This is a genomic window from Pelagibacterium lacus, assembly GCF_003345525.1.
GTDB lineage: Bacteria > Pseudomonadota > Alphaproteobacteria > Rhizobiales > Devosiaceae > Pelagibacterium > Pelagibacterium lacus.
In genome coordinates, this window is sequence record NZ_QQNH01000001.1 from 1 (window position 1) to 24021 (window position 24021).

General features: G+C 65.6%; 23 protein-coding genes and 1 pseudogene. 10 read left to right on the forward strand and 14 right to left on the reverse strand.

Annotation, left to right across the window (positions count from 1 at the left end; all coding sequences use genetic code 11):
• Positions 1–155, reverse strand: a 155-nt coding sequence (locus tag DVH29_RS16725) for an IS1/IS1595 family N-terminal zinc-binding domain-containing protein (protein WP_369333222.1), incomplete at its 3' end; no start/stop codon positions are given.
• 224 nt (positions 156–379) lie between these two features.
• On the reverse strand, positions 380–1384 hold the full coding sequence (locus DVH29_RS00010; protein ID WP_114644106.1) for a fumarylacetoacetate hydrolase family protein: 1005 nt from the start codon (positions 1382–1384) through the stop codon (positions 380–382).
• 129 nt (positions 1385–1513) lie between these two features.
• Between DVH29_RS00010 and DVH29_RS00015 the strand changes: the two genes are divergently transcribed.
• On the forward strand, positions 1514–2596 hold the full coding sequence (locus tag DVH29_RS00015; RefSeq protein WP_114644107.1) for a DUF2865 domain-containing protein: 1083 nt from the start codon (positions 1514–1516) through the stop codon (positions 2594–2596).
• Here DVH29_RS00015 and gltX read toward each other — a convergent pair.
• From gltX to DVH29_RS00035, 4 genes are all read right to left on the reverse strand, one after another.
• Positions 2541–3872 carry a glutamate--tRNA ligase gene (gltX, locus tag DVH29_RS00020; protein ID WP_114644108.1) on the reverse strand — a complete coding sequence of 444 codons (1332 nt, stop codon included), beginning with the start codon at positions 3870–3872 and terminating at the stop codon, positions 2541–2543. The genes DVH29_RS00015 and gltX overlap by 56 nt on opposite strands.
• Positions 3872–5539 carry an NAD+ synthase gene (locus DVH29_RS00025; protein WP_114644109.1) on the reverse strand — a complete coding sequence of 556 codons (1668 nt, stop codon included), beginning with the start codon at positions 5537–5539 and terminating at the stop codon, positions 3872–3874. Before DVH29_RS00025 ends, gltX begins: the two co-directional genes overlap by 1 nt.
• A 123-nt stretch (positions 5540–5662) precedes the next feature.
• Complete coding sequence (locus tag DVH29_RS00030) at positions 5663–6703, reverse strand: hypothetical protein (RefSeq protein WP_147275959.1); 1041 nt, start codon at positions 6701–6703, stop codon at positions 5663–5665.
• Between the two features lie 140 nt (positions 6704–6843).
• Entirely contained in the window at positions 6844–8220 is a 1377-nt protein-coding gene (locus DVH29_RS00035; protein ID WP_114644111.1) for a class II 3-deoxy-7-phosphoheptulonate synthase, read from the reverse strand.
• A gap of 206 nt (positions 8221–8426) precedes the next feature.
• Between DVH29_RS00035 and chrA the strand changes: the two genes are divergently transcribed.
• Positions 8427–9638: a chromate efflux transporter gene (chrA, locus tag DVH29_RS00040; RefSeq protein WP_114644377.1), complete on the forward strand. Its 1212-nt coding sequence runs from the start codon at positions 8427–8429 to the stop codon at positions 9636–9638.
• A gap of 103 nt (positions 9639–9741) precedes the next feature.
• A complete protein-coding gene (locus DVH29_RS00045; protein WP_114644112.1) occupies positions 9742–10176 on the forward strand; it encodes a GlcG/HbpS family heme-binding protein in 435 nt (144 codons plus the stop codon).
• Here DVH29_RS00045 and gor read toward each other — a convergent pair.
• From gor to rpiA, 3 genes are all read right to left on the reverse strand, one after another.
• Positions 10173–11555 carry a glutathione-disulfide reductase gene (gene gor / locus DVH29_RS00050; protein ID WP_114644113.1) on the reverse strand — a complete coding sequence of 461 codons (1383 nt, stop codon included), beginning with the start codon at positions 11553–11555 and terminating at the stop codon, positions 10173–10175. The two genes, DVH29_RS00045 and gor, sit on opposite strands and share 4 nt — an antisense overlap.
• Positions 11556–11664: 109 nt before the next feature.
• A complete protein-coding gene (locus tag DVH29_RS00055) occupies positions 11665–12234 on the reverse strand; it encodes a DUF2059 domain-containing protein (RefSeq protein WP_114644114.1) in 570 nt (189 codons plus the stop codon).
• 23 nt (positions 12235–12257) lie between these two features.
• Positions 12258–12962 (reverse strand): ribose-5-phosphate isomerase RpiA, encoded by a 705-nt coding sequence (gene rpiA, locus DVH29_RS00060; protein ID WP_114644115.1) that lies wholly within the window; start codon positions 12960–12962, stop codon positions 12258–12260.
• A gap of 116 nt (positions 12963–13078) precedes the next feature.
• Here rpiA and moaA point away from each other — a divergent pair, with 116 nt between their 5' ends.
• Positions 13079–14116: a GTP 3',8-cyclase MoaA gene (gene moaA, locus DVH29_RS00065; RefSeq protein WP_245944826.1), complete on the forward strand. Its 1038-nt coding sequence runs from the start codon at positions 13079–13081 to the stop codon at positions 14114–14116.
• Between the two features lie 36 nt (positions 14117–14152).
• On the opposite strand, the gene DVH29_RS00070 is transcribed toward moaA, so the two are convergent.
• A complete protein-coding gene (locus tag DVH29_RS00070; protein ID WP_114644117.1) occupies positions 14153–14626 on the reverse strand; it encodes an Lrp/AsnC family transcriptional regulator in 474 nt (157 codons plus the stop codon).
• Positions 14627–14932: 306 nt separating this feature from the next.
• On the opposite strand from DVH29_RS00070, the gene DVH29_RS00075 reads away from it, so the two are divergent.
• Entirely contained in the window at positions 14933–16459 is a 1527-nt protein-coding gene (locus DVH29_RS00075; protein ID WP_114644118.1) for a sensor histidine kinase, read from the forward strand.
• 15 nt (positions 16460–16474) lie between these two features.
• Here the strand turns inward: DVH29_RS00075 and DVH29_RS00080 are convergent, their stop codons facing one another.
• Together DVH29_RS00080 and cobT are read right to left on the reverse strand one after the other, a co-directional pair.
• Positions 16475–17161: a glutathione S-transferase family protein gene (locus tag DVH29_RS00080; protein WP_114644119.1), complete on the reverse strand. Its 687-nt coding sequence runs from the start codon at positions 17159–17161 to the stop codon at positions 16475–16477.
• Positions 17162–17173: 12 nt separating this feature from the next.
• On the reverse strand, positions 17174–18190 hold the full coding sequence (cobT, locus tag DVH29_RS00085) for a nicotinate-nucleotide--dimethylbenzimidazole phosphoribosyltransferase (protein ID WP_114644120.1): 1017 nt from the start codon (positions 18188–18190) through the stop codon (positions 17174–17176).
• A 64-nt stretch (positions 18191–18254) separates the two neighbouring features.
• Between cobT and DVH29_RS00090 the strand changes: the two genes are divergently transcribed.
• On the forward strand, positions 18255–19079 hold the full coding sequence (locus DVH29_RS00090; RefSeq protein WP_199562489.1) for an adenosylcobinamide-GDP ribazoletransferase: 825 nt from the start codon (positions 18255–18257) through the stop codon (positions 19077–19079).
• Positions 19080–19092: 13 nt separating this feature from the next.
• The gene (locus DVH29_RS00095; protein WP_114644121.1) at positions 19093–19779 is read left to right on the forward strand and encodes a retropepsin-like aspartic protease family protein; all 687 of its coding nucleotides are present in this window, start codon (positions 19093–19095) and stop codon (positions 19777–19779) included.
• A gap of 63 nt (positions 19780–19842) precedes the next feature.
• On the opposite strand, the gene dusA is transcribed toward DVH29_RS00095, so the two are convergent.
• Positions 19843–20829: a tRNA dihydrouridine(20/20a) synthase DusA gene (dusA, locus tag DVH29_RS00100; RefSeq protein ID WP_342769861.1), complete on the reverse strand. Its 987-nt coding sequence runs from the start codon at positions 20827–20829 to the stop codon at positions 19843–19845.
• Between the two features lie 119 nt (positions 20830–20948).
• Between dusA and DVH29_RS00105 the strand changes: the two genes are divergently transcribed.
• On the forward strand, positions 20949–21743 hold the full coding sequence (locus tag DVH29_RS00105) for a site-specific integrase (RefSeq protein ID WP_158541502.1): 795 nt from the start codon (positions 20949–20951) through the stop codon (positions 21741–21743).
• Here the strand turns inward: DVH29_RS00105 and DVH29_RS00110 are convergent.
• A pseudogene (locus DVH29_RS00110) lies at positions 21731–22238 on the reverse strand (integrase core domain-containing protein); the annotation flags it as partial. The gene DVH29_RS00105 and the pseudogene DVH29_RS00110 overlap by 13 nt on opposite strands.
• A 51-nt stretch (positions 22239–22289) precedes the next feature.
• Here DVH29_RS00110 and DVH29_RS00115 point away from each other — a divergent pair.
• Both DVH29_RS00115 and DVH29_RS00120 read left to right on the forward strand, forming a co-directional pair.
• A complete protein-coding gene (locus tag DVH29_RS00115; RefSeq protein ID WP_114644123.1) occupies positions 22290–22952 on the forward strand; it encodes a class II aldolase/adducin family protein in 663 nt (220 codons plus the stop codon).
• Positions 22953–22996: 44 nt separating this feature from the next.
• Positions 22997–23998, forward strand: a complete 1002-nt coding sequence (locus DVH29_RS00120) for a sugar ABC transporter substrate-binding protein (protein WP_245944827.1) — start codon at positions 22997–22999, stop codon at positions 23996–23998.
• Positions 23999–24021 lie beyond the last annotated feature (23 nt).

Below are 24021 nucleotides of genomic sequence, written 5' to 3' on the forward strand. Positions count from 1 at the left end.
ATGTACATCTCGATCGCCATCGCCTTGGTCTTGGCGCTGAAGCGGGGCTGGCTGTCGGTGCTGTAGCGGCCGCAGGTGAGGCAGCAATAGCGTTGATGGCCGGCCTTGCGCCCGCGTTTGATCAGGTCCGTGCCGTGGCAACTGGGGCAATCCATCGCGTTCCTCCTTGCGCAAATCACCCCTCCACAAGAATCCAAAAAGAGGCCCGTGTAAACAATCCCCCCTTGCGGGGAGGGATCGAGGGTGGGGGTGCTGAGGTGGCGGCAAGGGATCGCGGGCGTAGGTGCTTATCGTGAGTCAGCGCCCCCTCATCCGTCTCGCTTCGCGATCCACCTTCTCCCACCAGGGGAGAAGGGAGGCTCGGGGGGGGGGGGGGCGTCTACGTGGCCAGTTGCACGAGTTGGTCGATGGCGCCGAAGACGGAGCGGTTGTCGGCGTCGACGGCGTTGATGCGCACGCGGTCGCCGGGCTTGAGGAAGGGCGTCCGGGCCTTGCCGAGCACGGCCTTTTCGGCGGTGCGGGCCTCGGCGATGCAGCCGAAGCCGATGCCGTCATGCTTTAGGGGCAGGATATCGTCATGGGCGTTGGCGATGGTGCCCGAGCCGACAATGGTGCCGGTGCCCAGCTCGCGGGTGCGGGTGGCGGCGACCAGGAGGTCGGCGAAATCGAACTTGACGTCGCGGCCGGCATTGGGCTGGCCGTAAAGGCTTTCGTTGACGTGGATGCGGACCCGGAGGTTGAGGCGGTTATTGCCCCAGGCCTCGCCCAATTCGTCCGGGGTGACGAAGACGGGGGAAAAGCTGGTGGCGGGCTTGGCGTGGAAAAAGCCGAAGCCGTTCTCGAGATCGTCGACGACCAGCCGGCGCAGGGAAACGTCGTTGCAGATTCCGACAAGGCGGATGGCGGCGCTGGCATCGACGCGGTTGACGCCCATGGGGACCGGGCCGGTCACCACCACGGCCTCGGCCTCGTAATCGAGGGCCAGGTCGTCGCTGGGGATAACGATGGCGCCGGTGGGGGCGAGAAAGCTGTCCGACCCGCCCTGATAGAGCAGCGGGCGCTCATCCTGGAGCTGCGCGTCGATGGAGCCCTTGAGCGAGCGCACGCGGTCGAGATGGACGAGATAGCCCGAGCCGTCGATCCACTGATAGGCGCGGGGCAGCGGGGCCAGCGCCTCGCGCGCATCGAAGGTCATTCCGGAAATCTCGCCATTGTTGAGCTGGTCGCTGACCGCCCGCAGGATGGGGGCGCAACGCTCCCACTCGTCGAGGGCGCCCTGGAGATTGGGGGCGACCCGGCCCGCCGAGGCAAAGCGGGTGAGATCGCGCGAGACGACGACGAGATGTCCATCGGGGCGGCCATTGCGCAGCGTGGCGAGTTTCATGCGAACAAAAATACCGGAACGTGATTGATGCAAATGTTTAGGATGGCTCAAGCTATCGTACAGTTAGGGTCGAAACAATTGATTGCCTAGGCCCGGATCGGCGGGTCGTCGTCAGCGTTACGGGATATCATGACCGGTTTTCATTCTCCCCTTGCGGCCTTTTTGCGCATCGTCACCGCCCTTGCGGCGGCAGCGGCGTTCATCGCCGCCGATCTCGCGGTGGCGCAGGCCCAGAGCCAGAGCTGCGCCCAGATCACGGCGATTTTGCGCGGCATCGAGCGCAACCAGGCCTTTGCCGGCCATAACGGCATCGTGGAGGAATTGCGCGCCCGCCAGCAACAGGTGATGCAGGGGGAGCGGCAATGGATCTCCGATGGCTGCCAGCAGATGTACAATGCCGGGCAGGCCATGACGCAGCAATGCCGGTCTCTGGCCCAGATCATCACGGTCGGCCGCACCCAGGTGCAGCAATTGCAGGCCATGGCGCAGGAGGGGCAGAGTCTTGCCCGCAACCATCAGGCGATGATGGCCGACTATCAACGCAACGGATGCGATGCCGGCCAGCGGGGCAGCCTGCTCGACGGGATGTTCGGCGGCCAGGGGGGCTATGATTATATGCCGCCCTATGACCCCTGGGCCAGCCAGCAGACGCGGCGGACCGTCTGCGTGCGGACCTGCGACGGGTTTTACTGGCCGATCAGCTTTTCCACCACCGACAGCTATATCGCCCAGGACGCCATCCAGTGCCATGAGATGTGCCCCGGGACCGAGGTGGCGCTGTTCTCCTATCGCAATCCCGGGGAGGAGCCCGAGGACATGATCTCGCTTTCGGGCGCGCCCTATCGCTCCATGCCCTATGCGTTCCGGTTCCGCCAGGAGGTGGACATGAGCTGCTCGTGCAATACGCGCGAGCCGGCGGGAACGCTGACTTTGGCCGAGGCGGGCGGCGGGAGCCAGGCGGTGGTCGCCCTCGGCGATCTGAGCTTTCCGCTGCCGCAACCCGATCCGCGCGGGCCGGAGCTGACCGTGGCGGAAGCGATCCATATCCCCCTGCCCCGCCCGCGTCCGCGCGCCGACGGCACCGGGGCAGCGGTCGCCGCCCAGCCCGACCGCGAGGGGACGGAATTGCGCATCGTCGAGTTCGGCGACCGCGAGGTCAGGATAGTCGGTCCAGAGACGCCTTACGTCCCAGAAGGGGCAGAAGCGCCCTGAGCTCGGGGCCCTCGTCGCGGCCGGTGAGGGCGCGGCGCAGCGGCAGGAACAGGGCCTTGCCCTTGCGGCCGGTCGCCGCCTTGATGGCGCCGGTCCAGGCGCCCCAGGTGTCCCCGTCCCATGGCTCGGGGGGGAGCAGGTCGCGGGCCGTGGCGATGAAGTCGCGATCCTCATCGGCGATCAGCGGGGTGGCGGAGACGAAGATCTCCTCGTAAAGCGGCAGGAATTGCGGGAAACGGGCGATGTTTTCACGCAGGGCGAGCCAGACGGGCTCGCTTATCCCCTCGCCTTTTGCGCCGAGCCGATCCTGAACCGCGGCGAAATCCAGGGCGTGGACGATGCGAGCGTTGAGGCCGGCCAGCTCGGCGACATCGAAGCGGGCCGAGCCGTGGGAAATCATCGAGAAATCGAGCTTTTCGGCGATGTCGGCCAGGCTGGCATAGGGTTCGACCGGCAGGGAGGTGCCGGTGATGGCCGCCATGATGGCGACGGCCAGCGGCTCATAGCCCTCGGCGCGCAACTGGGCCAGCGAGAGCGAGCCCAAACGCTTGGAAAAGCCCTGCCCTTCGGAATCGGTGAGGAGGTTATGATGGGCGAAAACAGGCACCGGGCCGCCCAGCGCCTCGAAGATCTCGATCTGGGTGCCGGTGTTGGAAACGTGGTCCTCGCCGCGGATCACATGGGTGATGCCCATCTCGATATCGTCGACCACCGAGGGCAGCGTATAGAGATAGGTGCCGTCCTCGCGGATGAGCACCGGGTCGGACATGGAGGCGGTGTTGACGGTCTGCTCGCCCTTGATGAGGTCGAGGAATTTGACCGGGCGGCCATCGAGCCGGAAGCGCCAATGGGGCTTGCGGCCCTCCGCTTCGAGCCGCGCCTTGTCCTCTTGGGTGAGCGAAAGCGCGGCGCGGTCATAGACCGGCGGCTTGCCCAGCGCGCGGGCGCGCTTGCGCTTGCGGTCGAGTTCGTCGGCGGTCTCATAGGCCGGATAGAGCCGTCCCATGGCGATCAGCCTGTCGCGGGCGGCGTCATAGGAGGCGAAACGGTCGGACTGGCGCGCCTTGCGGTCGGGGACGATGCCGAGCCAGGCGAGGTCGGTCTCGATCCCTTGCGCGAACTCCTCCGTCGAGCGGGCGGTGTCGGTGTCGTCGAGCCGCAGCACGAACTGGCCGCCCTGGCGCTGAGCGAACAGCCAGTTGAGGACGGCGGGGCGGGCATTGCCCAGATGCAGCCGGCCGGTGGGAGATGGGGCGTAGCGCACGATTACAGTCATCAGCGGAGGCTCCCATCGCGATAGCCGGAGGTGATCGGATATTTGCGGCCCATGCCGAAGGCTTTTGGGGTCAGCTTGGGACCGGGCGCCGACTGGCGGCGCTTGAACTCGGCAATGGCGATCAGGCGCTCGACGCGGGCGACGAGATCGGCATCGAACCCCCTGGCCACGGTTTCGGCGAGCGAGAGGTCGTCCTCGACCAGCGCCTCGATGAGGGCGTCGAGCACCGGATAGGGCGGCAGGGAATCCTGGTCGGTCTGGTCGGGGCGCAGCTCGGCGCTGGGGGCCTTGGAGATGATGGCGGGCGGGATCACCACCCCGGAAGGTCCCCGCGCGCCGGCGGGCTGGTGGGCATTGCGCCAGGCGGCCAGTTCATAGACCTGGGTCTTGAGCATGTCCTTGATCGGGTTGTAGCCGCCGTTCATGTCGCCATAAAGGGTGGAATAGCCCACGGCGATTTCCGACTTATTGCCGGTGGTGAGCAGCAGCGCGCCGAACTTGTTGGAGATGGCCATGAGGATGGCGCCGCGCATGCGCGATTGCAGGTTCTCCTCGGTGAGGTCGGGAGCGGCGCCGGCAAAGACCGGGGCCAGCGCCGCGTTGGCCGCATCGACCGGGCCGCCGATGGGGACGATATCGTAGCGCACCCCAAGGGCCCTCGCGCAGGCCTCGGCATCGGCGAGGCTGGCGGGCGTGGTGTAGCGATAGGGCAGCATGATGCAATGGACGTTCTCCGCGCCCAGCGCATCGACCGCGATGGCCGCGACCACGGCGGAATCGATGCCGCCCGAGAGCCCGAGCAGCACCGAGCGGAAGCCGTTCTTTTCCACGTAATCGCAGAGGCCCAGCATGGCGGCGCGCCACGGCGCCTCGCGGACCGGGGCGAGATCGTGGACCTCCCCCGCGACGCACTGCCAGGCTCCGTCGCGCTTCTGCCAGTCGGAGAGAACGAGATCGGTGACGAAGCTCTTGCCCTGGAAGGCGAGAGCGCCATCGGCATCGATGCCGAAGCTCGCGCCGTCATAGACCAACTCGTCCTGCCCGCCGACCTGGTTGGAATAAAGCAGCGGCAGCCCGGTTTCGGCCACGCGCCGGCGCACCAGATCGATGCGCATATGCTGCTTGTTGCGCCAATAGGGCGAGCCATTGGGGCAGAGGAGGATTTCGGCGCCGTGCCGGGCGAGATTGCGGCAGATGGCCTCGTGCCAGATGTCTTCGCAGACCGGCACGCCGACCGGAATGCCCTTGACGATCATCGGCTCGGGAAGCGTTCCAGCGGTGAAATAGCGCTTTTCGGTGAAAACGTCGTCATTGGGCAGTTCGACCTTGTTGCGGCGGTCGATGATCGCCCCGTCCTCGGCGAGGATAACGCTGTTGTAGAGCTGCCCGTCGGCGCTCCACAGGGTGGGGAGCAGCAGGGAGACGTTCAGCCCCTTCGTCTCGCGCGCCAGGGTCTTGGCCGCCTCCATGGCCTCGGTGACGAAGCGGGGCCTGAGCAGCAGGTCCTCGGGGAAATAGCCGGTGAGATAGAGCTCGGTGAACAGGAGCACATCGGCGCCCGCCGCCTCGGCCTCGGCCACGACGCGCCGCGCCGCCGCAAGATTTTCGCCGATGGCGCCGACCTTGGGATTGAGCTGGGCAAGAGCGATGCGGAGGATGTCGGTCACGAGTCGGGTCCGGCGTCGAGGGAGGCGCGGCCAGATTTATAGTGGCGGACACGCAAGAGCAAGGCGGCCAAAAAGCAAAGCCGGGCTGGTGGCCCGGCTTTTGCGATGAGGAAACCGATACGGTCAGAAGCGCCCGGTCAGTTCGATGACCGGTCCCCAGCGGAACATGTCGAAATTGGTGAGCTGGCGCTCGTAATACTGGGTTGCGGAGGTGGGGCCGGTCTCGTAGGTGCCGTCTCCGTCCATATCCATGGCGTCGGCGATGGTGGTGACCGAGTAATTGGCCATGACCGGGCCGGTGAGATAATAGCCGCGCGCGCCGAAGCGGACCGAGAGATTTTCCGTCGGATTGAAACCGGCCATCAGTTCGGCCGCACCACCATAAAGGTGGCCTTCAACCGAAGTGGCGGAAGACTTTCCAACCAGAACGCCGCCTACGTAGCTTTCGGCAAAGGAGTGCGCGCCCAGCGTGCCGCTCAGATTGGCATAGGGGATGGCGGCGACTTCAGCCGAAATATCGAACATCGGACCGAGTTCCGCCCGGCCGGTCAATCCCAGACGCAGGGCGTGGACTTCCAGCAGATTGGGGCTGTTGTCGCGTCCAATGGTATAGAGCGGGCTGCCGGACGACCAGTTCAGGCTGTCAGGCACCAGAAAGACGCCCCGGTCGGTGTCCGGGGATTCATTGAGATATTGATAGCCGATGAAGCCGCCGGCGGAAAAGCCGCTGGACCGCAGCGGCGTATAGCCGAAATCCGCGCCGAGGCTGGCCACCCTGCCGCCCCTGATCGGGCCGCTGCCGAAGGGATCGTCGTAGCTTCCGTCAATATAGGCGGCGTAGCCGATGGCGCCCTTGAGATAGGTGCTGGTGGAATGGTCGTCGATCCGGCCGGCCAGTTCGATGATGTGGCTGGTGTCGTTGCTCGAATAGGTTCCGCCCCCGGTCAGCGGACTGCCGGACAAGGTCGCCGACTGACGGCCGATGCCGTAGACGTAACGCAGCCCGATCTCGAAATCGAGGCTGTCTTCCAGCGGTGCCATGTTCACCGGATAGGCGGGGCGGAACACAGGCGGCTGGGAGGTGCCCCAATCGGCGGCCAGGACGGGAGCCGTGCCGGCAGCAGCCAGCGCAATTGCTGCGAGTGCAGTGACAGTGCGGGACATCGGGGGCCTCCGAACGCGACCAAACAGTCTTTCGGGGCCAGTTATGCGGCGGTTAGGGTTAATGTTGGCTAAATGGTGGCATAGAAAAAGGCGCCATCGGGAAAGATGGCGCCTTTTCGGCCGTCACAGGGAAGGAACGGTCAGTAGCCGACCGCCTTCGGCGCCTCGGTGGTGCGCTGGCCGCGCATTTCCTCGGCGATGAGGAAGGCCAGTTCCAGCGCCTGGCTGGCATTGAGCCGGGGATCGCAATGGGTGTGGTAGCGGTCCGACAGGCTTTCGTCGGTCACCGCCGAAACGCCACCGGTGCATTCGGTGACATCCTCGCCGGTCATCTCCACATGCACGCCGCCGGCGATGGTGCCCATGCTGCGGTGGATCTCGAAGAACGACTTGGCTTCCGACAGGATGCGGTCGAAGGGCCGGGTCTTGAAGCCGGTCGAGGCCTTGACGACATTGCCGTGCATGGGATCGCAGCACCAGACCACGGTGCGGCCCTCGGCCTTCACCGTCTCGATGAGGCGCGGCAGATGCTCCTCGACCTTGTCGGAGCCGAAGCGGGCGATCAGCGTCAGCCGCCCGGGCTCATCGGCCGGGTTGAGGACCTCCATCAGGCGCTTGAGGTCGTCGCTCGTCAAGGACGGCCCGCACTTGACCCCGATGGGGTTCTTGATGCCGCGGAAATATTCCACATGGGCGTGGTCGGGATTGCGGGTGCGATCGCCGATCCAGATCATGTGGCCCGAGGTTGCGTACCAGTCATTGGTGATCGAGTCGCGCCGGGTCATCGCCTGCTCATAGCCGAGCAGCAGCGCCTCGTGCGAGGTGAAGAACTTGGTCTCGCGCAGCACGGGGGTGTTGTCCGGGTTGAGCCCGAGGGCGCCCAGGAAGGCGATGGCGTCGTCGATCTTGCGCGCCACTTCCTCGTAGCGCGGATACCAGTTGGACTGCTTCATGAAGCTGGTCGTCCACTCATGGACGCGGGCCAGGTTGGCGAAGCCGCCCATGGAGAAGGCGCGCAGCAGATTGAGCGTCGCCGCCGACTGGCGGTAGGCCTCGAGCTGGCGGCTGGGATCGGGCATCCGCGCTTCCTCGGTGAAATCGATGCCGTTGATGATGTCGCCGCGATAGGAGGGCAGTTCCACGCCGCCGATGGTTTCGGTATCGGCCGAGCGGGGCTTGGCGAACTGGCCGGCGATGCGGCCGACCTTCACCACGGGCTTGGTCGCGCCATGGGTCAGCACCACCGCCATCTGCAGGAAGACGCGGAAGAAATCGCGGATATGGTCGGCGTGATGCTCGGCAAAGCTCTCGGCGCAATCGCCACCCTGAAGCAGGAAGGCATTGCCCTTGGCGACCTCGGCCAGATTGGCCTTGAGGTCGCGGGCCTCGCCGGCAAAAACCAAGGGGGGAAACGAAGCGAGCCGGGCCTCGACCGCCTCAAGCTCGGACTGGCTCGGATAGGTCGGGACCTGCAGGATCGGTTTCGTCCTCCAACTGTCAGGTGTCCACGTGCTCATCGTTTCTCTCACTTCAAATAGAGGTATGCCCGCCCCGGCGGGGCCGGTCGGGTCAAGGGGGCATAGCAAGCGGGAGACCGCCTGCCAAGTAGCCTATAGTATTGTGATCGGCCCGGGGCGCATGTCCGTTTTGTCGTGCCTGTGTCACAAGCGGCGCCATAGGGTGCGAAAAATGACTGATTTGCGCGGGACGGCAGGAGATGGGGATGACCGACAGCCCGGAGACGGCAACCGCCCGGCAGGGCTCGGCGGCGGAAGTGTTTTGGGTGTTCCTCAAGCTCGGACTGACCTCGTTCGGCGGGCCCATCGCGCATCTGGGATATTTCCGCGCCGAACTGGTGGCGCGCCGCAAATGGATCGACGAGGCGGGGTTTGCCGATATCGTGGCGCTGTGCCAGTTCCTGCCCGGCCCGGCCTCGAGCCAGGTGGGCTTCGCCATGGGGCTGCTGCGGGCCGGCAAGGCGGGGGCGCTGGCCGCCTTCCTTGCCTTCACCCTCCCCTCGGCGCTGGCGATGCTGGCCTTCGCCTATGGCGCGGACCTGTTCGGCGGGCCGGTGGGCGGCAGCGTGATCGCCGGGCTCAAGGTGGTCGCGGTGGCCATTGTCGCCCAGGCGGTGTGGGGCATGGCGCGGACGCTGTGCCCAGATCGCGAGCGGGCGACGATCGCGCTGGCGGCGGCCATTTTCGCCATCGCCATGGCCGGGGCCTTCGGGCAGGTGGCGGCGATCGCCATCGGGGCCGTGGCGGGTTTGATCTGGTGCCGCGGGGAGACGGCCGCGACCTCCGGACGCCTCTCCTTCGGCATCTCGCGCCGGGTCGGGCTGGCCAGCCTGGCGCTGTTCGTGGTGCTGCTCATCGACCTGCCGGGGATGGCCGCCAGCGGCAATTGGCCGGCGCTGGCGCTGTTCGACGCCTTCTACCGCTCCGGCGCGCTGGTGTTCGGGGGCGGGCATGTGGTGCTGCCGCTGCTGGAGGCCGAAACGGTGCGGACCGGCTGGGTATCGGCCGATGCCTTCCTCGCCGGCTATGGCGCGGCGCAGGCGGTGCCGGGACCGCTTTTCACCTTCGCGGCCTATCTCGGCGCCGTGCTCCAGCCGATGCCCAACGGAGTGTCCGGGGCGGCGCTGGCGCTGGCGGCGATCTTCCTGCCGGGGTTCCTGCTCCTCATCGGCGTGCTGCCGTTCTGGGACGGCCTGCGCGGCAATGGCGGGGCGCAGGCGCTGATGCGAGGCGCCAATGCGGCGGTGGTGGGTATTCTGGGCGCCGCGCTCTACGATCCGGTGTTCATCAGCGCCGTTGTCGGACCATCCTCGTTCGCGCTGGCCCTCACTTGCCTCGTGCTGCTGATGGCGTGGCGCGCGCCGCCCTGGCTGGTGGTGCTGGTGGGCGCGCTGGGCGGGGTGGTGCTCGGCCTGTGAAGCCGGCGATGGATTTCCGCATGATGGGAAATCATTTTAAAGTGGCGGCCCGGAGCGGCGCGATGTGGTTCAAGGTGCCGGCACATCATTGGAGGACAGAACGATGCAGAGCTTCAACCGGATCGATGTCGAGGATGCGCGCATCCTCATCGCGGGGGCGACGGAGAAGGCGCGGGAGATCGGCGTGCCCATGTGCATCGCGGTGGTCGACGAATCGGGCAATCTGGTGGCCTTCGAGCGCATGACCGGGGGCAAGGTGACCAGCATCACCATCGCCATCGACAAGGCCTATACCGCCGCCGCCGCGAAAAAGGCGACCCATGAATATGGCGAGGCCAGCCAGCCCGGCAAGCCGGCCTATGGCATCAACGCGGCCATTGGCGGCCGGCTGATGGTGGTGGGCGGCGGCCTGCCGCTGGTGGTCGATGGCGAGACGGTGGGCGGCATCGGCATCAGCTCGGGCACGCCCGACCAGGACCGAAGCTGCGCCCAGGCCGGCATCGACGCCTTCCTGGCCCGCCACGCCAAGGCAAATTAGGTCGGGTTCTGCTTCTTGCCGTCGACGACGCGGTAGCTGGGCGCCTTGAAGGTAACCAGCTCCTCGGCGGCGGTGGGATGGACCGCGATGGCGCGGTCGAAATCGGCCTTGGTGGCGTTCATGCCCAGGGGGATGGCCACGAGCTGGATCATCTCCCCTGCCCCAGGCCCGAAGATGTGGCAGCCCAGAACCCGCCCGGTGGCGGTGTCGGTGATGAGCTTGAGCATCATCTTTTCCTGATTGGCCGACAGCGTGTTCACCATGGGGCGGAAGCGCGTGACATAGACGTCGATGGAGCGGTGGCGCGAGGCCGCTGCCTCCTCGGTGAGCCCCACCGTGCCGATTTCCGGCTCGGTGAACACGGCGGTGGGGATGAGGTCGTAGGGCACCGTGGTGGGGATGTCGTTGAACACCGTCTGGGCGAAGGCCGCGCCCTCGCGGATGGCCACGGGGGTCAGCGCCGCCCGGCCGGTGACGTCGCCCACCGCGTAGATCGAGGGCATGGAACTGCGCGAATAATCGTCCACCATCACGGCGCCGGACTGATCGAGCTTGACCCCGGTCTCCTCGAGGCCCAGCCCCGCGATATTGGGGCGGCGGCCGGTGGCGAACATGACGGCGTCGAAGGTGGCTTCCTCCCCATGGGAGAAGGAGACGCAGACCCCCTCGCCATCCTTGCGCAGGCGGGAGATGTTGTAGCCGTAGCGGAAGCGGATGCCGCGCTCCTGCATCGCCTCTTCCAGCCCCTCGCGCAGATCCTTGTCGAAGCCGCGCAGGATCTTGTCGCCGCGATAGACCAGCGTGGTATCGACCCCCAGCCCCCGGAAGATGGTGGCGAATTCGACGGCGATATAGCCGCCGCCCTCGACGAGGATGGTGCGGGGCAGCTCTTCGAGATGGAAGGCCTCGTTGGAGGTGATGGCGAGATCGGCGCCTTCGATGGAGGGCTTGAAGGGCGTGCCGCCGGTGGCGATGAGGATGTTTTTCGCTTCCAGCGTCTCCCCGGTGGAGAGTTTCACGCTGTTGGGCCCGGTCACCGTGGCGCGCGCGTGATAGAGGGTGACGCCGGCTCCGTCGAGCAGGGTCTCGTAGATGCGTTCGAGCCGGGCGATTTCCTTGTCCTTGTTGGCCAATAGCGTCTTCCAGTCGAAGGAGGCCTCGACGGACCAGCCGAAGCTCTCGGCGATGTCGAACATCTCGCCGAAGCGCGAGGCATAGACGAAGAGCTTCTTGGGCACGCAGCCGCGGATGACGCAGGTGCCGCCGAAGCGGTATTCCTCCACGATGGCCACGCGGGCGCCCATCTGGGACGACATGCGCGCGGCCCGGACGCCGCCCGAGCCGCCACCGATCACGACCAGATCAAAAACTTCGCTCATGTGGAGGCCCCTCTATGCTGATGCTTCGAGGTCACCATATAGGCGGGCGCGGCAGACAAAAAAACCCCCGTCCGGCAGGACGGGGGCCATGGGGTCGGAACGCCGCAGTCTACTGCGCCGGGGCCTCTTCGCCTTCGCCGGCGGCAGCGTCGTCCTCGGGCGCGGGGGCGTTGAAGCCCTGATTGCGCAGTTCGGCGCGCACGCGGCTCAGGAACTCGTTGGAGGTGTTGCGGCTCCACACGGCGAGGACGGTCTGCAGGTCCTCGTTGATGCCGGCGTTCTGGCCGAGCAGCTTGCGGCCGACATCGCTTTCGTAGAATTCGATGATCTCGGTGAGTTCCTCGGTCGAGAAGCGGATGGCGTAGATGCGCGCGAACTGGTTGTAGAGCGGATCGCGGTTGAGCAGGTAGCCGTCATAGACGGTCTGCAGCGCGTTGATCAGGGGCTCGCGCAGGGAGGGATCTTCCTGGATCAAAAGGCGCATGACCTGCAGGCCCATCTCGATGAGCGTGCGCTCATAGAGCTGGGCGGAATCGGTCATGTCCACATATTGCCGCGCGGCGGCCAGATGCTCGGGCGAGATTTCCTGCTGCGCCTGGAGGGGCGCGGCCGAAACCAGCACGGTGCCGGAAAGAAGGATCGCCGCGGTCAGCCGGCGCAGAGTGGGCAGAAAGGTCATGTGCGGTCCCTTGATCGAATGGATTATGGTTTGGCGTGGCCCGAAAGCCGGATGGTCCCTGAAACACTAGCCAAATACGCTTCCGAACACAAACCGATGAACAGTCCATGCTGGACGACACCGGGGATTTCCAGCAGGGCGCCCGAAAGCGCTTCTGCGTCCGAAATACGGCCAAAAGATGCATCGATGATGTGGTGCCCGCCATCGGTCAGCAGCGCCGTTCCATCGGGCTTGCGGCGCAGGGCGTGGCCGCCTTCGGCGCCGAAACGCGCCATCGCCTCACCGATGGCCCGCGCGGTGGCGGCAAGGCCGAAGGGATTGACCTCGATGGGGAGCGGAAACCGCCCCAGCGTCTCGACCAGTTTCGAATCGTCGGCGATGACCACCATGCGCTCGGAGGCGGCGGCGACGATCTTTTCGCGCAGCAGCGCCGCGCCGCCGCCCTTGATGAGGCGGAACGCGCCATCGATCTCGTCAGTGCCGTCGATGGTGACGTCGAGGCGGTCGATCTCCTCGAGCGTGGTCAGCGGAATAGCGAGGCCGCGAGCCTGAGCGGCGGTGGCCTCGGACGTGGGAACGCAGAGGCACTGGAAGCCGCGCGCCACTTCTGCGCCGAGAAGATCGACGAAATGGCGGGCGGTCGAGCCTGTTCCGAGGCCGATGCGCATGCCGGAGCTGATTTCGCCCATGGCCGCTTCGGCCGCCTTGCGCTTGAGTTCTTCGCTCATGACTATTCCCTGCTTGGATCTCACCCCCAAGAACGGCAGATGCGGCGCTCTGTCAACGCATCGAAAGTCGGTTGCAGAGGCCAATTTGCCCGCCATGCTTTCGCCGGGCGCCGGGAATGACTATATTGGGGCCCATGACAGCCCAGACGCCCCTTTCCCAGCGCCCCCTCGTCGATACGTTCGGCCGGCACGTCACCTATCTGCGGGTGTCGGTGACCGATCGCTGCGATTTCCGCTGCACCTATTGCATGGGCGAGGACATGGTGTTCCTGCCCAAGAGCGAAGTGCTGAGCTTTGAGGAAATCCAGGAGGTGATCGGCGCCTTCGTGGCGCGCGGGGTGCGCAAGGTGCGCCTCACCGGCGGCGAGCCGCTGGTGCGCCGGGACATCATGAAGCTGATCGAGACCCTCTCGGCCACCCATCTGGCCAGCGGGGCGATCGACGAATTGACGCTGACCACCAATGGCAGCCAGCTGTCGCGGCACGCGCAAAGGCTGGCCGAACTGGGCATCAGGCGCATCAACGTCTCGCTCGACACGCTGGATCGGGAAAAGTTCACGGCCATCACGCGGCGGGGCCGGCTGGAGCAGGTGCTGGAGGGGATCGCGGCCGCCCGCGCCGCAGGGCTGGCCATCAAGCTCAACATGGTGGCGATGAAGAACGTCAACGAGGACGAGATCATCCCCATGCTCGAATGGGCGCATGGGGAGGGGTACGAGCTGACGCTGATCGAGGAGATGCCGCTGGGCGAGGTGGCGGGGGACCGGGTCGACACCCATTTGTCGCTGCGCAGCGTGCGCGACCGCATCGCCGAGCGCTACACCCTCACCCGAATCGCCAAGCGCACCGGCGGGCCGGCCCGCTATGTGACGGTGGAGGAAACCGGCGGGACAATCGGGTTCATCACGCCGCTGAGCCACAATTTCTGCGAAAGCTGCAACCGGGTGCGCCTCACCTGCACCGGCCAACTCTATATGTGCCTCGGCCAGGAGGACCGGGTCGACCTGCGGCGGGCGCTGCGCGAGGGCGGCCGCGAGGGCCTCGATGCGGCGCTGGAGCGGGCGATGATCCTCAAGCCCAAGGGGCACGACTTCGTCATCGAGCGCCGCAGCGCCCCGGCCGTGGGGCGCCACATGTCGGTGACCGGAGGGTAGCCTTCCTTTATCGCGTTTTACGAACCGGAAACGCGTTTATTCCACCACCGCGTATTCGAGCGGCAGGGCGGTGGTGTATTTGATCTGCTCCATGGCGAAGGACGAGCTGACATCGGTGAGCGCGATGCGGGCGATCAGCTTCTTGTAGAAGATGTCATAGGCCTGGATCGAGGGCACCACGACCCGCAGGAGATAATCCACGTCGCCGCTCATTCGGTAGAATTCGACCACTTCGGTGAAGTCCTCGACGATGCCGGCGAACTTGCGCAGCCAGGCATCGTTGTGCTCATTGGTCTTGACCGCGACGAAGACGGTGACGCCCGCATTGACCTTTTCGGGATCGAGCACGGCGACCCGGCGCCGGATGACCCCCTCCTCCTCCATCTTCTGGATGCGCCGCCAGCAGGGGGTGGTGGACAGCCCCACCTTGCGGCCGATTTCAGCAACCGGCATCGTGGCATCCTTCTGGAGAAGTTGAAGAATCTTACGATCCAGCTTGTCGAGCGCCATTGCGCAGCCTCCTTGGAATACAATTTCTAATTTTCAGCAATATTGCTCGGAGAAACGCAAAATCATCCGTTATCGCGGCGCATTTGAGGGTACGATGTTGCTTATGTCAAGCTGAGGCGCCGATTAACCCCCGTCCCTCCCGCGGCCCGGTTTTCCGGGCCGCGCCGGACGCTATGGTGAAGATGATGCTAAACCGCGCCGCGCCCTCAACCCGCTGTTAACCACGCACGGCCTAACTTTGAAGCTCGCGTACGGATCGAGGGTATTTCGGTCCGATGAGTTAGTGGTAGTGTAACGAGTTCCTGCATGGCCCCCAGCCCGACCAGCCGAGCAGCGGAAGCACCGCGTCCTTCGCGCGAACCGCGCAGAACCGTGCAGCGTGCCGTCCTCGACGCGCGGCAGAAACTGACGTCGAGCTCCGGCACCCGCTCCACCTTCGATTTCGAGCTTCTCGACGATTACGCCAAGGCGCGGCTGACCAGCGTGGTCCCGACCCTGCTCCTGGTCGCCATCCTGTCGCTGGCGGCGGTGCTGTGGATACCGGCCACCACGGTGGTCGTGTGGGCCAGCGTGGTCGGGGTCTCCAATCTCGGGGTCACGCTGATCAGCCGCCGCTTCCGGGCGAGCCATGGCAAGAAGTTCGATCCCAAACGCTGGACGCGGACCTTCGTCACCGCCGAAACCGTCAACGGGCTGGCCTGGGCCACCCTGCCGGTGCTGGCCATTTCCGGCGGCGGGCAGGACATCGAGGTGATCATCTTCGCCATGCTGCTGGTGGGGATCGCCGCCAATGCGGTGGCGACCCGCACCCTGCCCTCGGCCACGCTGGCGGCGACCTTTCCCGGCACGGTGAGCGTCGCGATCATGCTGACGCTGTCGGGCGGCACGCTCAACTACGCCATGTCGGTGGTGGTCATCGGGGCGTTCTTCTTCTTTCTGTTCCTCACGCGGCAATTGCACAAATCCGAGATCGTCAACCTCGAACACCAATGGGAAAAGGACGCGCTGATCCTCGAATTGCAGGAAGCGCGGACCATGTCGGACGAGGCACGGCGCGAGGCGGAGCAGGCCAGTATCGCCAAGTCGCGTTTCCTGGCCACCATGAGCCATGAACTGCGCACGCCGCTCAACGCGATCATCGGCTTTTCCGAGGTGCTGAAATCGGAGCTGCTGGGCCCGCATGGGGTGGCGCAGTACAAGGAATATGCCGGGGACATCCATGCCAGCGGCCAGCACCTGCTCAACCTCATCAACGAATTGCTGGACCTCTCGCGCATCGAGGCAGGCAAATACGATCTGACCGAGGAGGCGATCAGCCTCATCGACATCGCCGACGATTGCCGCCGCATGCTCGACATCAGGGCGCGGACCAAGAGCATCGACCTGCACTTCGAGGCGCCGGACAGCCTCGCCAAGATCTGGGGCGACGAGCGCTCGGTGCGCCAGGTGGTGCTGAACCTGCTCTCCAATGCCATCAAGTTCACCCCGCAATCGGGCAAGATCGTGCTCTCGGTGGGGCGCAGCCCGGATGGCGGGCAGTTCATCTCGGTGATCGACAACGGCCCCGGCATCCCCGAGGACGAGATCGAGACCGTGCTGTCCTCGTTCGGACAGGGCTCGCTCGCCCACAAGACGGCGGAACAGGGGGCCGGGCTTGGCCTGCCGATCGTGCAGCGCATCATGGAGCTGCATCAGGGCCGGTTCGACCTGTTTTCCAAGCTGCGCTTCGGCACCGAGGTGATCGCCACCTTCCCGCGCGCCCGCGTCATGGAAGGCATGGCGCCGGTGGTCGAGACGCGCAACCGGCTCGAAATCTATTCCGAAGCGTCCTGACGCAGCGGGCGCCCCTCAAACGGCCCGCAAATCCTCGGTGAGCGTGCCCATTTGCGCAATCTCGGCGTCATGGGGATCGTCGCGCAGGGTTTCGGCCAGGGCGGCGCGATACCAGTCCTGCATGGCGGGCAGCGCGCGCAGGCGTTCGGCATAGGCCATGGCCGCCGGGCCGAGATCGAGCCCATAGCTCAGGATACGGAAGGCCACGGGGCAGAAAAAGGCGTCGACCGCCATGAATTCCCCACCGGCGAGGAAGGGGCCGCCGAAGCGGTCGAGGCCATCGGCCCAGAGCTCTTCGAGCCGGGCCAGATCCCCGGCCAGCTCCGCCTTGCGATGGTCGAAAAGCTCCACCCGCACCCCGACATTCATGCCGCAAATGGTGCGCAGGCTGGAAAAGCCCGAATGCATTTCGGCCGAGGCCGAGCGCGCCCAGGCGCGGGCGGCGCGATCGGCGGGCCAGACCCGGGGATGGTCCTCGGCCACATATTCGGCGATGGCGAGGGAATCCCAGACGGTCACCGCGCCATCGACGAGGCACGGCACCAGCCCGGTGGGCGAAAAGCGGCGGAAGGCCTCGCGGCTCGACCCTTGCAGGAAGGGCACGAAGCGCTCCTCAAACGCGATGTCCAGGGTCCTGAGCAGAACCCAGGGGCGCAGCGACCAGGAGGAATAATTCTTGTTGGCGATATAGAGGGCATACATGGGAAGCACTCCTTAAGCGGATTTGCCGCTGACCGCCGCCTCGGTGAAGGTGGCCATGTTCTTGTGCAGGTGCAGGGCGGTCTTGCACAGGATGGCGGCGAGGGCGGCGCCCGTCCCCTCCCCCAGCCGCATGCCGAGGTCGAGCACCCCCGTCCGGCCCATGGCCTGAAGCGCCCGGGCATGGCCGGGCTCGGCCGAAAGATGGCCGAACAGGCAGTGGTCGATGGAACCGGGATGGATGGCGTGGGCGATGGCGGCGGCGGCGGTGGCGACGAAGCCGTCAATGATCACCGGCACCTTCTGGTGGCGCGCCGAGATGATGGCGCCGAGCATGGCGGCGATTTCGCGCCCGCCCAGATTGGCGAGGATATCGAAGGGATCGTCGAGCCGTCCGGCATGGCGCTGCAGGGCGCGATCCACCGCCCCGGCCTTGCGCCGGAGGCCCTCGTCGTCGAGACCCGTGCCCCGGCCGACCCAATCGGCACCCGAGCCGCCGTAGAGCGCGGCATAGATGGCGGCGGCGACGGTGGTGTTGCCGATGCCCATCTCGCCGATGCAGAGCAGATCGACATCGCCGGCGATGGCCTCCATGCCATAGGCGATGGTGGCGGCACAGGTGCGCTCATCCATGGCGGGGACCACGGTGATGTCCCCGGTGGGCACTTCGAGCGCCAGCTCGAACACCCGCAAATTGATCTCGTGCAGGGCGCAGATCTGGGAAATCGCCGCGCCGCCCTTGGTGAAATTGGCCACCATCTGCTGGGTCACCGCGCGGGGAAAGGCGGAGACGCCCTGATCGGTCACCCCGTGATTGGCGGCGAAGATCGCCACCATGGGATCGTCCATGGTGGGAACGGGCTTGCCCTGCCAGCGGGCGAGGAATTCGACGAGGCCTTCGAGCTGGCCGAGCGAACCGGCCGGCTTGGTGAGCACCTTGTCGCGCGCCCGCACCGCGGCTACCGCCTCCTCATTGCCATCGGGACCGAGCAGCAGAAGGTCCTGAAAATCGGCGAAGGCTTGGGCGGTCATGGTCGCTCCGGGATTCGGATGGTAAGGGGTTGGTTCTTGTGAGCCATCGAAAGGGAAAAGGCAATTGAACCCGAGCGGCGCCGACCCCGAAAGCGACACGGCGGAAGCCGGACCCGGACGCGGCCCGGTGGCCGATTTCGTCATGGCGCTGCGGTTCTTCTCGCGCCTGCCAACGGGCTCGCGGCCCCATGAACGCCCCAGCCTCGAGCGCATCGCTCCCACCCTGCCCCTCGCCTCGCTGGCCATCGGGGCGCTGCCGGCCGGGGTGCTGATCGCGGCGCTGTGGGGCGGGTTGCCTCCGCTGTTCGCCGCCCTCCTCGCGGTGGCCGCCTCGGCCATGGTCACCGGGGCGATGAGCGAGGACGCGCTGGCCGACGCGGCGGACGGGCTGTTCGGCGGCTCCACCCCAGAGCGGCGGCTGGACATCCTCAAGGACAGCCGCCACGGCACCTATGGGGTGCTGGCCATCGTCCTCATGGTCGGGCTCAAAGCGACCGCTCTGGCCGCCATCGCCGGCGCGGGGCCGCTGACCGCCGCGGGGCTGTGGCTGGCGGCGGGCGTGCTCGCCCGCTCGGGGGCCCTCTATCTCGCCTTCGCCCTCCCCCCGGCCCGCGCCAGCGGCGCGGCGGCGACGGCCGGGCGGCTGTCGCGGAACGCTTTCGCCCTCGGCGCCGTTGTGGCCCTCGCCATCGCCGCGCTGCTCGCCCTTCCCCTGGCCGCCCCCTGGGCCCTGCTGCTGGGCGCGGGGCTGGCCGGGCTGGTGCTCTGGGGCTGGACACGGCTTTGTGACCGGCTGGTGGGCGGGCAGACGGGCGATCTCGTCGGTGCGGCGCAGGCGCTGGTTGAAATCACCATTCTGGCCACCTTTATGGGTATGGTCGTTCGATAAGCCGGGATTGCATATGCTGTTCGTCGCCTTCGCCATTCTGATCGTGTTCGGCATCGCCCTCGCCATCAGCGCCGATTTCGGCGCGGTGATCGGGCTGACCCAGGACCAGACGGCGCGCGCCATCCCGCTGGTGATCATCGGCACGCTGGTGGCCAGCGCCGTGGTTGGGCGCCGCCACCGGCTGGGCGAAATCGTCTCCGCCTTCGTCATCTGGCTGGCCATCGGGACGGCGCTGGTGGTGGGCTATACCTATCGCGGCGACCTGCAACGCATGAGCCAGCGCGTGGTGGGCGCGCTGCAGCCGGGCGCCGCGGTGGTCGATCCGCAGACGGGGAATGTCCATATCGCCCGCTCGTTCGGCGGCAGCTTCCGGGTCGACGCGGCGATCAACGGCACCAAGACCGACATGATCTTCGATACCGGCGCCAGCGCCGTGGTGCTGTCGTTCGCCGATGCCCGGGCCGCCGGGATCGACACCGGGGCGCTGCGCTTTTCCGTGCCCGTCCAGACCGCCAACGGCACAGGACGGGCGGCGCCGATCCGCATCGAGCGCCTGCAAGTGGGCAATATCGTGCGCGAGAACGTGCGCGCCTTCATCGTCGAGGACAATGCGCTGGAGACCTCGCTGCTCGGCATGACCTTCCTCGAGACCCTGTCGCGCTACACGGTCAGCCAGGATTCGCTGGAACTGCACGATTAGGCGTGCTTCCAGCAAAAGTGGACACCACTTTTGCGGTTCGGAAGCGCGACCCGGCAGGACCGCTCAGGCGACCCGCGCCGCCATGCGATCGATGGCGGCGAAGGCGGCGGCGATCACTTCGGGGCCGGCGCCGGGCCGGCACGCCTCGACCGAGAGGATCTGGCGGAAGCGCCGGGCGCCGGGCAGGCCATTGGCCAGCCCGAGCATGTGGCGGGTGATCTGATTGAGGCGCACGCCCCTGCCCCGCTGCTGTTCGGCATAGGCGGTCATCGCCGCCTCGATGTCGGCGAGAGTCGCGGGCGCGGCGGGGTCGCCGAAGATCGCGCGATCGACCTCGGCGAGGATCATCGGCTCGTGATAGGCGGCGCGGCCCAGCATCACCCCATCGAGGCGATCGAGATGGGTGACAGCCTCGGCGAGCGATTTGATGCCGCCATTGAGGAACACGGGAACATCGCCCAGGCGCTGCTTGAGGCGATGGACGCGGCCGTAATCGAGGGGCGGGATATCGCGGTTTTCCTTGGGCGACAGCCCCTTGAGCCAGGCTTTTCGCGCATGGACGTAGAGGGCCGCGATGCCGGTGGGCAAGATGGTGTCGACGAAGCGGTCGAGATCGGCCTCGCTGTCCTGATCGTCGATGCCGATGCGGCATTTGACGGTGACCGGCGTATCGGTCGCCTCGCGCATGGCGGCGAGGCATCGGGCGACCAGATCGGGCTCGGCCATGAGGCAGGCCCCGAACTTGCCCGACTGCACGCGATCGGACGGGCAGCCGACATTGAGGTTGATCTCGTCATAGCCGAACCGGTCGCAGATCGCCACCGCCGCGGCCAGTTCGCGCGGGTCCGACCCGCCCAGCTGCACCGCCACGGGATGTTCGCTGTCGTCATATCCCAGCAACCGCTCCACATCCCCATGCACCAGCGCCGCGCTGGTCACCATCTCGGTAAACAGCAACGCTCGCCCGGTGAGCTGCCGATGCAGATACCGGCAATGGCGGTCGGTCCAATCCATCATGGGGGCAATGGACAACCTACGCGCTTGGTTTATAACGTTTTTTTTAGTATCTTCAATGTGTTGCACGATGGCGTGTGCACTCCATTTTGCGACCAGATTCAACCCAATTCGCCATGTTTCTATCTTTCATTGCACACGTAACGCACACGAAAATGGCCACACTGACGAAACTTCCATCCGGCTCCTGGCGCGCCCAAGTGCGACGCAAGGGAAAATATGCCAGCGAGACTTTCTTGCGCCGCGGCGACGCCGAGACGTGGGCACGCAAAGTCGAGCACAGGATCGATCGTGGCGAACCTATACTATGCGATCCCGAGACCACCAAGACTTTCGCTGGCCTCATCGAACTCCATCGTAGCGACCTGGCGGAGGTGGGAAAGACGTTCGGACGTTCCAAGGCGGCAAGTCTCGATTTTCTTTCCGATCGGCTGGGCACGCTGCGGTCGTCAGAACTTGATCGTGAGCGCATTATTGAGTTCGGCAAGGAACGCGCCAAAGGGGGCGCGGGACCGGTCACGCTCTCCATCGATATCGGCTACATCAAGATTATTCTCGCTCATGCCGCAGCCGTTCACGGCGTGGTCCTGTCCACCGAAGGTATCGATCGGGCGCGCATTGCGCTGGGCAGACTCGACCTGGTTGGCAGGAGCAATGAAAGAGACCGCAGGCCGATCGAGGGCGAACTCAGGAAAATCATCACGACCCTCGAAACCAACCCCTATCAGAAGATATCCGTCGCACGCATAATCCGTTTTGCCATCGCCACTGCGATGCGGCAGGACGAAATCTGCCACGCCCGATGGGAGGATTACGATCCATTCTCCAAAATGCTCTTGATCCGAGACCGTAAGGACCCACGCCGAAAAGCCGGGAACGATCAGCGGATTCCACTGCTCAGCGTGTCGGGCTACGACCCTGACGTTGCCCCCATCTTTTATCCAGCGTGACGTAGACTCCGGTGGTTGTTTTGGCCGTGCTGAGCCTGGTGGAAGACGGGGGCTGGCGTGGAGCTGGCCATTGAGCGCAGCGCCAGATCCCGTCGTGGGGTCAAGGTGGTTGCGTATTCGGCTGGGGTGAGCCAAGCCCAGCCGCGAATGTGGGCGATTTCCATTGTAGTCGGCCCGCCATTCTCGAAGGGCAATGCGGGCGTAGGAGAGGCTCTGGAACAGGGTCTCGTTGAGCATCTCGTCCCTGAGCCTGCCATTGAACGATTCAATGAACGCGTTCTGCATCGGTTTTCCCGGTGCGATGTAATGCCAATCGATCTTGTGCCGGTCGACAAAGCCCAGGATGGCATTGGAGGTGAACTCGGTGCCGTTGTCGCTGACAATCATCTTCGGCTTGCCCCGTGCCGCCATGATCGTTTCGAGCTCTCGGGCAACCCGCAGCCCTGAGAGGGATGTATCGGCGATGAGCGCCAGGCATTCCCGGGTGGCCTCGTCAGCATCCGCCTATATGACCGGCTCGATCGTCGCCGTGGACGGAGGCTATACATGTCTGTAGCGCCAGCAGCTTCCCAAGGTTCCCTCGATCCGCGCAACGCGATAATCGATGCCTGCCGGGCGATGAACAGATCGGGCATCAACCAGGGCACGTCGGGCAATATCTCGATGCGCCATGGCGAGGGCATGCTGATCACGCCAACCTCCATGCCGTACGACGACCTGGTCGACAGCGACATCGTCTGGATGGGGTTCGATGGCTCGGTCGAGGGCACGCGCCGCCCGTCTTCGGAATGGCGGTTCCATCTCGACATTCTGAAGGCGCGTCCCGAAGTCCAGGTCGTCGTGCATGCGCACCCGACCGCCTGCACCACGCTGTCGATCATGCGCAAGGACATCCCGCCGCTGCACTACATGATCGCCATCTGCGGCGGTCACGACATCCGCTGTGCGCCATACGCGACCTTCGGCACCGCGGAGCTGTCTCGCAACGCGCTCGCCGCATTAGAGGGCCGGTCCGCCTGCCTTCTCGCCCACCATGGCATGATTGCCACCGGCAGTTCGCTGGACCAGGCCATGTGGCGCGCGGTGGAGGTGGAGACGCTGGCCAAACAATATCTGGGTTGCCTGCCATTCGGAGAGCCGCCGCTGCTCAGCGAAGAGGAAATCCAGAACGTCATCGCCCGCATGGCCGGATACGGCCACGGAGATTAGACGCCGGGAAATCGGCAATTTTCTGATGCTTAGAGGAGGATCAAATGCATCAACGTCGTTACACTACGCTTGGTATGCTGGCGGCTTCGGTTGCCCTCAACGCCATGGCAACGGCCATGGTCAACGCCCAGGAAGCCAGCACCCATTCGCTGGAAGGCAAAGTGATCGGGGTGACCGTCATCGGCACCGATCACCATTGGGACCTGATGGCTTATCGCGGTCAGATCGATCAGCTGGAGGAGCTTGGCGCCGAAGTGATCGCGCTTGACGCGGGCCGCAACGACCAGACCCAGATCAGCCAGATCCAGACCCTTATCGCCCAGCAGCCCGACGCGATCCTGGAACAGCTCGGCAATATCGACGTGCTCGACCCCTGGCTCCAGCGCATCACCGACGCTGGCATCCCGCTCTTTACCGTCGACACGTCCACGCCGCACGCCATCAACAACACGACATCGAACAACTACAATATCGGTGCCGAGCTGGCCCTGCAGATGATGCAGGACATGGGTGCCGAGGGCAAGATCGCGGTGTTCAACGGCTTCCAGTCGGTGCCGGTCTGCAAGATCCGCTACGACCAGCTGATGTATGTGCTGGAATCCTACCCTAATGTCGAGGTGATCCAGCCCGAACTGCGCGACGTCATTCCCAACACCGTGCAGCAGGCTTATTCCGACACCAATGACGTGCTGACCCAGCATGGCCCGGACAGCGGCCTCAAGGCGATCTGGGCCTGCTGGGACGTGCCGACCATCGGCGCCAGCCAGGCGATCAGCGATGCCGGTCGTACCGACGTCAAGGCCTATGGCGTGGATGGCAGCCCCGAATTCGTGGAAATGGTCGCCGATCCCGATAGCCCCGCCGGCGCGGTGGTTGCCCAGCAGCCCTATGAAATCGGCCGCCAGGCAGCGCGCAACGTGGCCGCTTACCTCAATGGCGAAGACGTGCCGCCCTTTACCTTCGTGTCGGCCGTTCTGATCAACAAGCAGAACGCCGGCGAAGTGGCCGGACCGTTCCTGCCCCAAGCCGGAGATGGCGCGCAGTAAGGCGTAGCGGAAACACGTGCCGC